Source organism: Streptomyces sp. NPDC041970, assembly GCF_055588985.1.
The window spans coordinates 1-11,976 of sequence record NZ_JBVJCD010000039.1 but is presented as its reverse complement, the minus strand read 5'-3'; the positions used below and the strand labels follow the sequence as shown (position 1 = coordinate 11,976).

The following is an 11,976-nucleotide window of genomic DNA, read 5'->3' as shown; positions in this document are numbered from 1 at the left end:
AATGTGGGGGACTACCTGGGAGGGAGAGCGGTCCGACCCGCGGGGAGGGGGAGAAAGTGGGCGGGGCCCCCCCCCCGGGGGGGCCCCCCCCCCCCCACGGCGTCGTACGGCTCCGGCGGCCGTCAGCCGCCGTCGAGGTGGTTGCGCAGTCCGGGGACGTTGAGCGTGCCGCCGAACTGCCCGGCCTGGACCACCCTCACCTTGGTGAAGACGGCGTACGAGACGTTCAGCGGCGGCGGGGTCCGCGGGCTGAAGGTGACGGGGAGGAAGCCGAACAGGTTGCCCTTCAACTCCTCCGTGTACATCGTCACCGTGCCGTTGCGGATCGTCGACGTGGAGCCGGGCCGGCTCTTCACATGGCCCGTGGTGCCGGCCGGGCCGGTGGTGAGCTGGTGCAGGTCCCTGATGTCGATGGACTCGGCGGTGAACTTCAGCGCCTTCGTGATCCTGCCGTCGGCCTTCTTCACCTCGACGATGCCGTGGTAGTCCAGGTCCTCCAGGACGAGCCGCGACGACTCCAGGATCCACGGGTCGGCGGGGAGCAGCGGCAGGCCCGGCTCCGACTCGGCGGCGGCGAGCGCCTCGGGGTCGTGCACGGGGCAGGGGAACCGGGGCTTGGCGCCGTCCGGGATCTCCTCGTCCTTGCGCGGGTCGAGCCCCTTGGCGTCCTCGTCCAGCTCCTCGACCTTCTGGCCCGCCCTTCCGGCCGCCTCGCGGATGGCGTCGGCCAGCTTTCCGGAGGCGTCCTTCGCCGGGTCGGCGGCGTTCTCCTCGCCGGAGCCGCCCTTCGCCGCGACGGCGTCCTTCTGCGGTGGCCGGGGGCTCTGCGCGGGCCGCGGGCGGCGGGTCGGCTCCGGGGACGCGGTCGTGGGGCGCGGCGACGGGCTCGCGCCCGCCTCGGGCGCCGTACGGGCCGGGTCCTCGGTCGGCACGCCGAAGAGGTCCTTGAGGGCGTCGCCCACACCGAGCGGGTCGAGCGGGTTCCTCGACCGGGTGGGCGAGGGCGACGCGGAGGGCGAGGCGGAGGGCGACGCGGAGGACCGCGTTTCCCGGTCCGCGGTGTCGGCCTCGGCCTCGGTCTTCGTGCCGACCGGGCCGCCGGCGCCGGCCGACCCGCTCGCGGAAGGCCGCGGTGCGGCGGTCCCGTCCCCCACGGGCCGCTCGTCGCCGTCCGGCTCGCCCTTCTCGCCCTCCGCCGTGGCCGACGGGGACGGGGTGGGGGTCGCGGAGGGTGACGCGGAGGGGCTCGGCTCGTCGGAGCGGGTGACGCAGGGCCCCGGCGCGAACGGTATGTCGGCGTGTTCGTCGGCCAGGGCGAGCCGGGGCGTCAGCCCCATGCCCACGAAGACCGCGGTCGGCATCGCGGCGAGCGCCAACGCCTTCTTGCCGCTGGGCAGGTTGAGCTTGGCCAGCAGCGACTTGCGGGGGGCCGCGTGCCGGGGGCCCCGGTGCTCGCGGAGGTCGTCCCCGGAGTACGCGTTCGTCTGCCGGCCTTCGTCACCCCGCACGATGGCCCCCTCCGTCGCCCTGCACGGCCGCGTCGGCCCCGGCCCCCGGCGGCCGGGGCGCGCCCACGCCGTGGAGCGCGTCCGCGGAGCGCCCCTCGTACGCCAGGTCGTCGAGCGGGGCCTCGTCCTTCTTCGGCTCCCCCGGCATCCAGGAGATGGACAGGGCTCCGCCGACGAGGGCGAGGAGGAAGCCGATCAGGAAGCCGCCGATGTTGGCGACGGGGAGGGAGACCAGGGCGAGGAGGATGGCCGCGACCCCCGCGAACACCCGGACGATGTGGTGGAACCACATCGTCAGACCCAGGGTGACCAGCAGCACCCCGATGATCAGGGACCCGGCGCCGGCCGTGGTGGACATGGCCAACGTGACGTTGCCCAGGTGCATGTTGGCGTACGGGAAGTACGCGACGGGGACACCGCCCGCCATGGTGAAGAATCCCGCCCAGAACGGCCGGTTGCCCCGCCAGGTCCGGAATCCCCGCCGGTAGACGGTGAGGTAGTGCTCGTTCTGCCCTGTGGAGTCGGGGCTCATGGAAAACAGCTCCCTGGAACCGGTACTGCTGTGAGGAGAGGAGGGGAGGTGGGCGGCCGGAAGCCGACGCAGCGCGGAAACCGGCCGCCCGGACGAGTGCTTAGTAGCACTCCTTGTTCTCGTTGCCCGTGTGAAGGCGCAGTTTCAGACCGCTGAGGTTGAAGGTGCCCGCCGTCGTGGCCCACGCCTTCTGCTCGACCTTCTTCAGCAGGGCCTTCTCGGCTCGTTGCGCGAAGCCGTGGGGGTTGGCCTCGGTGTTGGGCTGGATGCCCATCCTCCCCTTCTCCTTGTTCGGGAAGTCCTTGAGCGAACCGGCCGCGACGCCGATGTCGATGTTCTTGAACTCGGCGTCGGCGTCGAGCTCCGACACGTCGAGGTAGAGGTCCTTGGCGAAGACGCGCTGGTGGCCGGGGCCCCCCGCCTCCAGCCTCAGCGTGACGTTGCCGATGCCGAACGGCACCTTGGGCGTGACGACCGACTGGCACATGTTCGTGATGTAGGCCTTGCTGAAGCCTGACACCGCGACAGGGGCGTTCATCGGCTTGCCGTCGAGCGTCTTGCCCGACGCCACACTGCCGTACTGCACGAAGTCCCAGCCCTCGAGTTCAGTGGCCGCAACCTTGAACTCCTGGCCGGACACGCTGAACGACGCCGCCAGCGCGCCCTGCGCGAGCCCGATGCCCACCGCCGCCGTGGCGGCGACGCTCGGCACCATGACCAGAGCGAACCGCTTCCATCTCGTCCCACCGCGAACTTGGGAACTCATCCTTTGCTCCTTCTTCTCGGACGTACATCTCCGGTCCGGGCGCCGTGCCCGTCCTGGGAGGGGAGAGGTGCTACGTCCTCGGGAAGGGGAGCGCCCGTGGCGGAGGCGTCTCCCGCGTCCGATCCACCGGCGTTCACCCCCGAGCGACAACCACGGACCGTGCGCTGCGCACGGCCGACCGGACAGGCCCCGCCCGATGGCGAGGACCCCCCTGCCCGCGGTCGGCGGCACCGCCGCCGACCCACTCGGTGGGGACCCAACAACCCCTCGGGCACCGGCTGGAGGCCGGGCTGAGGGTAGGGACCGAGCGTGGCCGATCGTGGTCCATTCACGGCTCCGACACAAGGGGCTTCATTACCGGCTAGTAACGCCACGGTAACCACATCACTGCGCGGCGGGGTCGCGCGGCGACGCAGGGTGGTACAGAAGGGACGGGAGAATGCCGGGAAACATCGCGGAAACAGGACAGAACCGCCCAGGCGGCTTACTGCGAGTAACAGGGCGCCTCTTTGTCAAGATTTGGCAAAGTCGGGGCTTCCCCCGGCGTCGATTGGCATCCGCGCGGCAAAACGACCGCGCTGCCCACCGGGCAGCGCGGTCGTCTTGTCACATCGGCACAAGCGGCTCCGTCCGGAGCCGATCCGTCCGCAGGGGCGGGCGGGGATCAGAAGAGGACGCGGGCCAGAGCGGTGCGGGCGGCGGTGACACGGGGGTCCTCAGGACCGATCACCTCGAAGAGCTCCAGCAGCCGCAGTCGTGCGGTGTCCCGGTCCTCGCCCGCGGTGCGGCGCACCACCTCGACCAGCCGGCCGAAGGCGTCCTCGACATGGCCGCCGACCAGGTCCAGATCGGCGGCGGCGAGCTGGGCCCGCACGTCGTCCGGGCGCTCGGCGGCGTCCTTGCGGACCGCCTGCGGGTCCAGCGCGTGGACGCGGGAGAGGAGTTCGGCCTGGGCCAGGCCGAGCTTGGCCTCCGGGTTGGCCGGGTCGTCGACGAGGACGTTCTTGTACGCCTGGACCGCGCCGCCGAAGTCGTTGGCGTCGAGCGCCGAGGCGGCGGCCTCCAGCAGGGCGTCGTACGGGCCGGCCGGCGCCTCGGCCGGGGCGGCGCTTCCGTCGGCGCTCGGGTCGACGGCGATCCCGGTGAGGCCGAAGCGCTCCTCGCCGACCTGGATGAGCTGGTCCAGCGTCTCCCGGATCTGGATCTCGGGGGCCGCGCCCTGGAAGAGCGGGAGGGCCTGCCCGGCGACGACGGCGAAGACCGCCGGGATGCCCTGGATGCCGAACTGCTGCATCAACATCTGGTTGGCGTCGACGTCGACCTTGGCCAGCAGGAAGCGGCCGTTGTACTCGACGGCCAGGCGCTCCAGCAGAGGGCCGAGCTGCTTGCACGGCTCGCACCACTCGGCCCAGAAGTCGATGACGACGGGAACCTCGGCGGAGCGCTGGAGCACCTCGCGCTCGAACCCTGCTTCATCGACGTCGATCACCAGGGCGGAGGGCGGCACGGCGCCGGCGCCCCCGGTGCGGGCGGCCTCCGCGCGGGCCTGCTCCGCCTTGGCCTTGGCCTCGCCGGCCGCCTTGACAGCGGCGAGGTCGACGACGCCGCTCATGGACATGTTCCTAGGCTGCATACGTACATCCTCCCCCCTGAACGCGCTGTTCCGAAAAGCGATCGCGGAACCGGGCCGATCCGCGTCCCGCCGGAGTGCGGGGCGGGCGGGCCGGGACGGCTCGGGGCCACCCCCCGAGGCCCCCTGAAAGGCCGGGAGAAGACCCGGTGGACCCGCCGAATCCCCATTCGGCCGATCCGCTCGGCTCCGGGTCCCCACCCGGCGCCTGTGGTTGTCGCGTGTCCGCGGCGTTCGGGGCGGGCCTGCCGCCTTCCTTACGCTACGACCCGTAGCGTAACTGCCGATCGGTGCATCGGCACAGGTGGCGCCGGTGATCTGTCTCACGGGAGCCAGGGCGGAACCGTTCTTCCTACTGGCCGGTATCGTCGCCGCATCATGAGCCCCAGCCACACCCCCGCCCCCCGGACGGGGCGTCCGCGCAGCACCGCGGCCGACGCCGCGATCCTGGAGGCGACGCGGGCCTCCCTGGTCGATCTCGGCTGGTCGAAACTGACCATGGGCGAGGTGGCGAGCCGGGCCGGGGTCGCCAAGACGACCCTGTACCGGCGCTGGGCCGGCAAGAACGAACTGGTCGTGGACGCGGTCGCCGTCCTGTTCGACGAGTTGGAGCTGCCCGACCGGGGCAGCCTGGCCGCCGATGTGCAGGGCGTGGTGCTCCAGTTCGCCGCCCTGCTGGAGCGGCCGGAGGCCCGGACCGCGCTGATGGCGGTGGTCGCGGAGGCCACCCGCGACGAGGCGCTGCGGGTGCGGATCCGGGACTCGATCGTGGACCGGCAGAAGCGGCTCGTGCTCGAAGGGCGGCGGCGGGCCCAGCAGCGCGGCGAGCTGCCGGTCGAGACGGACCCGGTGACGGCGGACCGCACCGCCGACCTGATCTTCGACGTGATCGCGGGGGCGGTGGTGCACCGCATGTTGGTGAGCGCCGGACCCGTCGACACCGACTGGGCCCGGCGGTTCACCCTGCTGCTGCTGTCGGGGCTACGGCAGGGATAGGGACGCGGGCGTCCCGGAACCCTGGGGACTCCGGGACGACGCGCCCCATCGTCCGTACACGCGTCAGGACCGGGTCGGGTGCTGTACGTGGCAGACGCGGAAGCGCCCGTGGCCGAACGCGGCCGCCGCCCGGCCGGCAGGGCGGGGCATGGTCACGCAGCCGCTCCTCGGGCGCGTCCACTCCCGTGACGGTCCTGAACTACGGTTTGGGCACGCATAGTTGGGGAAACACACATCCCCCGACCTATATGAGTGTCCGTCAGAACCCTTTGTCAGCACGGCCGATGGTCGTTATGCATACGTCCGGTGTACAGGGGCAGGCGAATAAAAGCCATGGACGACGGAAGACGCGCCGTGTGGTGGTCTTCCCCGGTGACAGGCGGAGGGATGAACTCCACTGACCACGCGAAGGACAAGGAAGAAGACGGAAAGCGCGTCGGCGTCTCCACGGCCATGCGCCGTGCGGCCGCGCAACTCTCGGAGTTGTTGCAGTGCGAGCCGGGCTCCGTATCGGCCCTGAAGGCCACCGACGAGGGTTGGACGGCCGATGTGGAAGTGCTCGAGCTGGAGCGGGTCCCGGACACCATGAGCGTGATGGCCTCCTACCGGGTGCGGCTCGACCCCCGGGGAGAACTCATGGCGTACGAACGGCTCCGCCGTTACGCACGGGGCCAGATCGACCGGCGCTGACATTCCGTCGTCAAGACGAAAGAGATCACTGGAAGGGGTTCCCCATGACACTCGTCCAGCAAAGCAGTGCGACGTCCACCGGTGGTGGATCGGGAAATCTCTACGACGTCCTCGAACTCATCCTCGACCGGGGCCTGGTCATCGACGCGTTCGTTCGCGTCTCCCTCGTGGGCATCGAGATACTCAAGATCGATGTGCGGGTGGTGGTCGCCAGCGTCGACACCTACCTGCGGTTCGCCGAGGCGTGCAACCGGCTCGACCTGGAGTCCGGCCGCAAGGCGCCCAGTCAGCTCACCGACCTGGTCGGGGACATGACGGAGAACGGCGCCAAGGGCAAGTCCAAGGGGGCGTTGAGCGGAGCCGTCGAGGCCATCAGCGACTCGCTGCAGGGCAAGCGCGAGGACTCCGCGGAGGAGCCGCGCAAGCGTCCCGCCCGCAGGACCGCCTCCAGCCGTCAGACCCAGCGAAGTGAGGAGTAGCCGTGCCCACCTATGTCTACGCCATCACCGGCGCCGATCACCCGTTGCCCCTGGACGACCTGCACGGGGTCGGTGAGCCGCCCGCGGCGCTGCGCACCCTGCGCACCGACCGGCTCGCCGCGGTCGTCAGCGACGCGCCGCCCGGCCTGCGCGCCAAACGGCGCGACGTCCTGGCCCACCAGGGCGTCCTCGAACGGCTCATGGCCGAGGGCGCGACCCTGCCCATGCGCTTCGGGCTGGTGGGCCCCGGCGACGACGAGGTCGTGGCGGCCCTGGACCGGGAGGTCGAGGGCTACCGGGAGCGGCTGGCGGAGCTGGACGGCCATGTGGAGTACAACCTCAAGGCCGGCCGCGAGGAGGAGGACCTCCTGCGCGAGATCATGGCCGACTCCGACGAGATCCGGCAGCTCAACGAGCGGGCCCGCGCCCACGGCGGCCACGAGGAACGCGTGGCGCTGGGCGAGCGGGTGGCGCACGAGGTCGCGGAGCGCCACCGGCGGGAGGCCGAGGACGTCGCCTCCCGGCTCGCGTCCGCCGCCACCCGCAGCTCCGCCGCCGGTCCGGGCCCGCAGCAGTTCCTCAACCTCTCCTTCCTGGTGCCCCGAGCGGGCGTGGACGCCTTCGTCGACGCCGTGCGGCGCGAGGCGGAGCAGCGGGGCGACGCGTACACGTTCACCCTGACCGGGCCCCTGCCGCCGTACAGCTTCGTCTGACTCCAGGGCGGATCCCGCCAGGAAGCGGAGGTGATCTGCGGCCATGGGCCTCATCACCGGTGTCCTGACCCTTCCGCTGGCTCCCGTGCGGGGGGCGGCCTGGGTGCTCGACCAGGTCGTCCTCGCCGCCGAACGCGAGTACTACGACCCGGAGCCGGTACGCGCCCGACTCGCGCGACTGGAACAGGACCTGAACAACGGCGTGATCGACGCCGAGGAGTTCGACCGGCGCGAGGACGAGCTGCTCGACCGGCTGGAGGAGATCGAGGAGTACCGGCGGACTGTGCCGGACCAATGACCGTCGACGACCCGGATGACGGGGGAGATCGAAGGTGCGAAACACATGACGCAGAACGCGAAGATGGGTGCGGCACTGGTGGGGGGATACCTGCTGGGCCGTACGAAGAAGGCCAAACTCGCCGTCGGGTTGGGCATGTTCCTCGCCGGCAGGAAGCTCGACCTCGACCCGCGGCAGATCGGCCGGATGCTGGCCGACTCCCCGATGGTCGGCTCGCTCAACGACCAGGTCCGCAAGGAGTTGGTCGACGCCACCAAGGCCGCGGCCGCGCGGGCCATCACCCAGCGGGCCGGCGGGCTGGCGGACTCGCTCCAGCGGCGCACCGAGGCCCTCGGCGCGCGCCCCGGTGACGAGGAACCCGACGAGGGCGCGGAGTCCGACGAGGCCGAGGAGGATCGGGACGGGTCGGACGGCGGCACGCGGCGCAGGCCCGCCTCCCGCAGGGGTGCGGCTTCCTCCGGCTCCACCGCGTCGAAGAGCCGCTCCGGATCGGGCGAGGGCCGGACCGCGAAGAAGGGCGCATCAGCCCCGCGCAAGCGCGCCGGCGCCTCCCGCACGTCCGCGTCCTCCAGCGCCCGCAAGGCCCGAGGGGGCGACGATGGCTGACTCCGCGCTCGGCGGCCTCAAGGACGACGTGGTCAGGAACCCGGCCACCGACCGCCTCAAGGAAGAGCTCCGGAACTACGTGCGCGCCCGTGCCGAGCACGCGGTGACCCAGCTCGGGAACCGCCTCGGAGGGAAGGTGTCCGAGCTGGGGGAGCCGGGCGGCGGCTCGGGCGCCCTGAAGAGCCTGGCGAAGGGCGGTCACACCCTCGAGGAGGGCGGCACGCCCGCCCAGGCCGCCCTGAGCGCCGGGGCGTCGCACCTCGAGGACACCGTCAAGGAAAAGATCAAGGGCGTGTTCGGCAACGGTCGCAAGGGCGGTGGCGGCAAGTCCAGGAGCGTCACCATCGTCGAGGACATCGACGTCGGTGTGCCGGTCCGGGATGCGTACGACCAGTGGACCCGGTTCCAGGAGTTCAGCTCGTTCGCCAAGGGCGTGATGAGCGTCGAGAAGGCGGACGACACCACCAGCAACTGGACGGTGAAGGTCGCCAAGTCCACCCGTAGCTGGAAGGCGAACGTCACCGAGCAGGTGCCCGACGAGCGCATCACCTGGACCACCGAGGGCGCCAAGGGCACGGTCAAGGGCGTGGTCACGTTCCACGCGATCACCGAGGACCTCACCCGCGTACTGCTGGTGCTCGAGTACTTCCCGAAGGGCCTGTTCGAGAGGACCGGGAACATCTGGCGCGCCCAGGGCCGCCGCGCGCGGTTGGACCTGAAGCTCTACCGCAAGTTCATCATGATGCGCGGCGGGGCGACCGACGGCTGGCGCGGCGAGATCCGCGACGGCGAAGTCGTCGTCGGCCATGACGACGCCGTGGAGGACGAGGAGCGGGACGCCTCCCAGGACTCCTCCCCGGAGGGCGACGGGACCGGCTCCCTGGACGCCGGGGTGCCTGACGACGAGGAGCCCGCCCAGGACGACGAGGACGACGCGTACGAGGACGAGCTGCCGGACGACGAAGAGCCCGAGGACGACGGCGTCGAGGACGGGCTGCCCGAGGACGAGGCCGGGGCCGCGTACGACGAGGAGGAGCCGGAGGAGGGCGACGAGCCCGCCGACGACTTCGAGGACCCCGAGCCCGTCGAGGAGGAGCCCGAGGAGGACGACGCGGAGGAGGAGCCGCGGCCGGCCCGCCGCTCCCGGCGCCGTACCGCGGAGGCCGACGCCGACCGATGACAGCGGCCGCGCAGACCCGCTACCGACAGCACATCGAAAGGGATGAGACACCGTGACCGATTCACTGGCAGGCCGGATGCCGGGCCCGCCCAGGGGGGCGGCTCCGGCGTACGGGCAGCAGGGCGCGTCGGCCAACCTCGCCGACATCCTGGAGCGGGTGCTGGACAAGGGCGTCGTCATCGCGGGCGACATCCAGATCAACCTGCTCGACATCGAGCTGCTCACCATCAAGCTCCGCCTCCTGGTCGCCTCCGTCGACAAGGCCAAGGAGATGGGCATCGACTGGTGGGAGCACGACCCCTCGCTCTCCTCGCGGGCCCGGCCCCCGGCCGCCCCACCGCCGACTGCCCCCGGCGTCCTGGCCGAGGAGAACGAGCGGTTGCGCGCCGAACTGGCCCGCCTGCGCTCGGCGGCCGGCCTCCCCGAGGCCGCGCCCGCCGAGGACGCCCGGCCCCCCGCGGACGGGGAGGCGCGATGAGCACGCCCGTCGCCGGGGAGATGAGCTACGTCTACGCTGTCGGCCGCGACGGCTCGGCGCTCCACGGACTCGCCGCCCGTCTGACGGGCGTGGACGGGCGGCCTCTGCGCCCGGTCGCCGGGGGCGGGCTGTGCGCGCTCGTCTCCCCCGTCCCGGCGGACGCGTTCAGCGAGCGGGGCCTGGCCGCGCAGATGGAGGACCTGGACCGGTTGGAGGCCGTCGCCCGCGCCCACCACGCCGTGGTGGACGCCGCGTTCGCCGAGGCCGCCGTCCTGCCGATGCGGCTGGCCACGGTCTACCTGGACGACACGCGGGTGGCCGCCGTGCTGGCGGACCGGCGCGAGCAGTTCGCGGAGCTGCTGGGCCGACTGGAGGGCCAGGTCGAACTGGGCCTGAAGGTCTACGCCGACCCCCGCGCGGCCGCCGCACCGGCCCCGGCCGCCGGGGCCGCGCCGGTGGCCGCGGCGGCCGGGGCCGGTGCGGGCCGGGCCTACCTGCGACGGCGCCGGGCGCAGCAGCGCGAGGGCCAGGCCGCCTACCGGGCCGCGTCCGAGGTCGCCGCCCGCGCCGGGGAGCTGGCGGCCGGGGTGGCGGTGGACCGCGCGGTCCACCGGCCGCAGCAGGGGCAGCTCGCCTCCCGCCCCGGTGTGAACGTGGCCAACGAGGCCTATCTCGTCCCCCGGGAACAGGCGGACCGGCTGCGCCGGGAGCTTCCCGCCCTGGCCGAGGGCGTCGCCGGGGTGTCGGTCGAGGTGACCGGGCCCTGGGCCCCGTACTCCTTCGCCGCGGCCGCCGTGCGGGACGCGGAGGGCGGTGGGGCTCCGTGAGCACCGACCTCGTGGGCGGGGTCCTCGGCGAGGAGACCGCCGGGGGCCCGCCCATCGCCCTGATCGACCTGCTGGACCGCCTGCTGAACGGCGGGGCGGTCCTCACCGGGGACCTGGTCCTGTCCATCGCCGACGTGGACCTCGTCCACATCGACCTGCGGGCGGTGATCCGGTCCATCACCGGTGAGGAGCCGGCCCCGTGGTGAGCCGGCCGTGCCCCACGTGCGGACGGGGCGGAGAGGAGGAGGCCGGGACGGTCGGCGACCGCGGGCCCGAGGGGGCCGGGACGGTCGACGAGGTGGCGCGCGCCGCGGCCCACGCCTTCGGCCTCGCCCCCGCGCGGCCGGACGAGGGCGGCCCGTCGGCCGCCGCCCAACGCCTGCACACCGATCCCGACACCGTCGAGCGGGACCTGATCAAACTGGTGCTCACCATCGTCGAACTGCTGCGCCAGCTCATGGAGCGCACCGCCGTCCACCGCGTCGACCAGGGCGACCTGAGCGAGGACCAGGAGGAGCGGATCGGGATGACGCTGATGATCCTGCACGACCGCATGACGGAGCTGTGCGACCGCTACGGCCTGACGATGGAGGACCTGAACCTCGATCTGGGGCCGCTCGGCTCCCTGCTCCCGCGGAACGGCGCGTGAGCGGGACCCGACGTTTCATCGACCCCTCGAAGGCAAGGAGGACGCCATGACCGCTGAGAACGAGAACGCAACGAAGAACTCCCACACCGACACCGCCCGCGAGGGCACCACCGGAGCCGCCACCGGCACCGCCACCGCGACGCGGTCGGCGGCCGGGGACGCCAAGGACTCCGCCGCCGAGGGCGCGTCGTCGGTCGGCGGGACCACCCGGCGGGCCGGGCGGGCCGCCTACGCGGGCCTCCAGAGCGGGCAGCAGGCGGTGAGCGCCAACGCCGCGAAGGCGGCGACGGCCGCCGCCACGGCGTGGACCGCCGTCAAGCACCGCAAGGCGGTCGCCGCCGGGGCGGCGGCCGGCGTGGCCGGGATCGCCGGAGCGGCCTTCGCCGTGGGCCGCTCGACGGCCAAGCCGCCGATGGGCCCGCTGACCCGGCTGGCGCGCGGCAGGATCTGAGGTCACCGGCGCGCACGCCCGTGCGCGCTGTGGGGGGGGGGGGGGGGGGGGGGGGGTGCCCCCCCCCCCCCCCCCCCCCGGGGGGGGGGGGGGGGGCCGGGGGCGGGGGTGGGGATCTCCCTCCCGTTGTGGGAATCCACACTGGTGGGGTGGAGCCAAAACCCCCCCCAGCG

The 11,976-nt window shown here is 72.8% G+C and carries 16 protein-coding genes; 12 read left to right on the top strand and 4 right to left on the bottom strand.

The genetic code is table 11. From position 1 onward, the window contains the following. Positions 1-122: 122 nt before the first annotated feature. From ACZ6EJ_RS19450 to ACZ6EJ_RS19435, 4 genes are all read right to left on the bottom strand, one after another. Complete coding sequence (locus ACZ6EJ_RS19450; RefSeq protein WP_469268581.1) at positions 123-1,508, bottom strand: hypothetical protein; 1,386 nt, start codon at positions 1,506-1,508, stop codon at positions 123-125. Beyond that, positions 1,498-2,040: a DUF6114 domain-containing protein gene (locus ACZ6EJ_RS19445; RefSeq protein ID WP_469268579.1), complete on the bottom strand. Its 543-nt coding sequence runs from the start codon at positions 2,038-2,040 to the stop codon at positions 1,498-1,500. Before ACZ6EJ_RS19445 ends, ACZ6EJ_RS19450 begins: the two co-directional genes overlap by 11 nt. Positions 2,041-2,140: 100 nt before the next feature. Continuing rightward, on the bottom strand, positions 2,141-2,806 hold the full coding sequence (locus ACZ6EJ_RS19440) for a DUF6230 family protein (protein ID WP_469268577.1): 666 nt from the start codon (positions 2,804-2,806) through the stop codon (positions 2,141-2,143). A gap of 664 nt (positions 2,807-3,470) precedes the next feature. After that, positions 3,471-4,439: a tetratricopeptide repeat protein gene (locus tag ACZ6EJ_RS19435; RefSeq protein WP_469268575.1), complete on the bottom strand. Its 969-nt coding sequence runs from the start codon at positions 4,437-4,439 to the stop codon at positions 3,471-3,473. A gap of 375 nt (positions 4,440-4,814) precedes the next feature. On the opposite strand from ACZ6EJ_RS19435, the gene ACZ6EJ_RS19430 reads away from it, so the two are divergent. The 12 genes from ACZ6EJ_RS19430 to ACZ6EJ_RS19375 all read left to right on the top strand — a co-directional run bounded on the left by ACZ6EJ_RS19430 (position 4,815) and on the right by ACZ6EJ_RS19375 (position 11,803). Continuing rightward, the gene (locus ACZ6EJ_RS19430) at positions 4,815-5,432 is read left to right on the top strand and encodes a TetR/AcrR family transcriptional regulator (protein ID WP_469268573.1); all 618 of its coding nucleotides are present in this window, start codon (positions 4,815-4,817) and stop codon (positions 5,430-5,432) included. Positions 5,433-5,819: 387 nt separating this feature from the next. Then, entirely contained in the window at positions 5,820-6,122 is a 303-nt protein-coding gene (locus ACZ6EJ_RS19425; protein WP_469268572.1) for a gas vesicle protein GvpO, read from the top strand. A 44-nt stretch (positions 6,123-6,166) separates the two neighbouring features. After that, positions 6,167-6,601 (top strand): gas vesicle structural protein GvpA, encoded by a 435-nt coding sequence (locus tag ACZ6EJ_RS19420; protein WP_469268571.1) that lies wholly within the window; start codon positions 6,167-6,169, stop codon positions 6,599-6,601. Between the two features lie 2 nt (positions 6,602-6,603). After that, a complete protein-coding gene (locus ACZ6EJ_RS19415) occupies positions 6,604-7,314 on the top strand; it encodes a GvpL/GvpF family gas vesicle protein (RefSeq protein ID WP_469268570.1) in 711 nt (236 codons plus the stop codon). Positions 7,315-7,357: 43 nt separating this feature from the next. Beyond that, positions 7,358-7,612, top strand: coding sequence for a gas vesicle protein GvpG (locus ACZ6EJ_RS19410; protein ID WP_469268568.1), 255 nt, complete (start codon positions 7,358-7,360; stop codon positions 7,610-7,612). A gap of 45 nt (positions 7,613-7,657) precedes the next feature. Continuing rightward, a complete protein-coding gene (locus ACZ6EJ_RS19405) occupies positions 7,658-8,218 on the top strand; it encodes a hypothetical protein (protein ID WP_469268566.1) in 561 nt (186 codons plus the stop codon). Further along, the gene (locus tag ACZ6EJ_RS19400) at positions 8,211-9,398 is read left to right on the top strand and encodes an SRPBCC family protein (protein WP_469268565.1); all 1,188 of its coding nucleotides are present in this window, start codon (positions 8,211-8,213) and stop codon (positions 9,396-9,398) included. Before ACZ6EJ_RS19405 ends, ACZ6EJ_RS19400 begins: the two co-directional genes overlap by 8 nt. A 52-nt stretch (positions 9,399-9,450) precedes the next feature. Next, positions 9,451-9,876 carry a gas vesicle protein gene (locus ACZ6EJ_RS19395; protein WP_469268563.1) on the top strand — a complete coding sequence of 142 codons (426 nt, stop codon included), beginning with the start codon at positions 9,451-9,453 and terminating at the stop codon, positions 9,874-9,876. Continuing rightward, positions 9,873-10,703 carry a GvpL/GvpF family gas vesicle protein gene (locus ACZ6EJ_RS19390; protein WP_469268561.1) on the top strand — a complete coding sequence of 277 codons (831 nt, stop codon included), beginning with the start codon at positions 9,873-9,875 and terminating at the stop codon, positions 10,701-10,703. Before ACZ6EJ_RS19395 ends, ACZ6EJ_RS19390 begins: the two co-directional genes overlap by 4 nt. Beyond that, positions 10,700-10,909 (top strand): gas vesicle protein, encoded by a 210-nt coding sequence (locus tag ACZ6EJ_RS19385; protein WP_469268559.1) that lies wholly within the window; start codon positions 10,700-10,702, stop codon positions 10,907-10,909. The genes ACZ6EJ_RS19390 and ACZ6EJ_RS19385 overlap by 4 nt, the downstream gene beginning before the upstream one ends. Next, on the top strand, positions 10,906-11,352 hold the full coding sequence (locus ACZ6EJ_RS19380) for a gas vesicle protein K (protein ID WP_469268625.1): 447 nt from the start codon (positions 10,906-10,908) through the stop codon (positions 11,350-11,352). Before ACZ6EJ_RS19385 ends, ACZ6EJ_RS19380 begins: the two co-directional genes overlap by 4 nt. 46 nt (positions 11,353-11,398) lie before the next feature. After that, positions 11,399-11,803: a hypothetical protein gene (locus ACZ6EJ_RS19375; RefSeq protein WP_469268557.1), complete on the top strand. Its 405-nt coding sequence runs from the start codon at positions 11,399-11,401 to the stop codon at positions 11,801-11,803. The last annotated feature ends 173 nt before the right edge of the window (positions 11,804-11,976 follow it).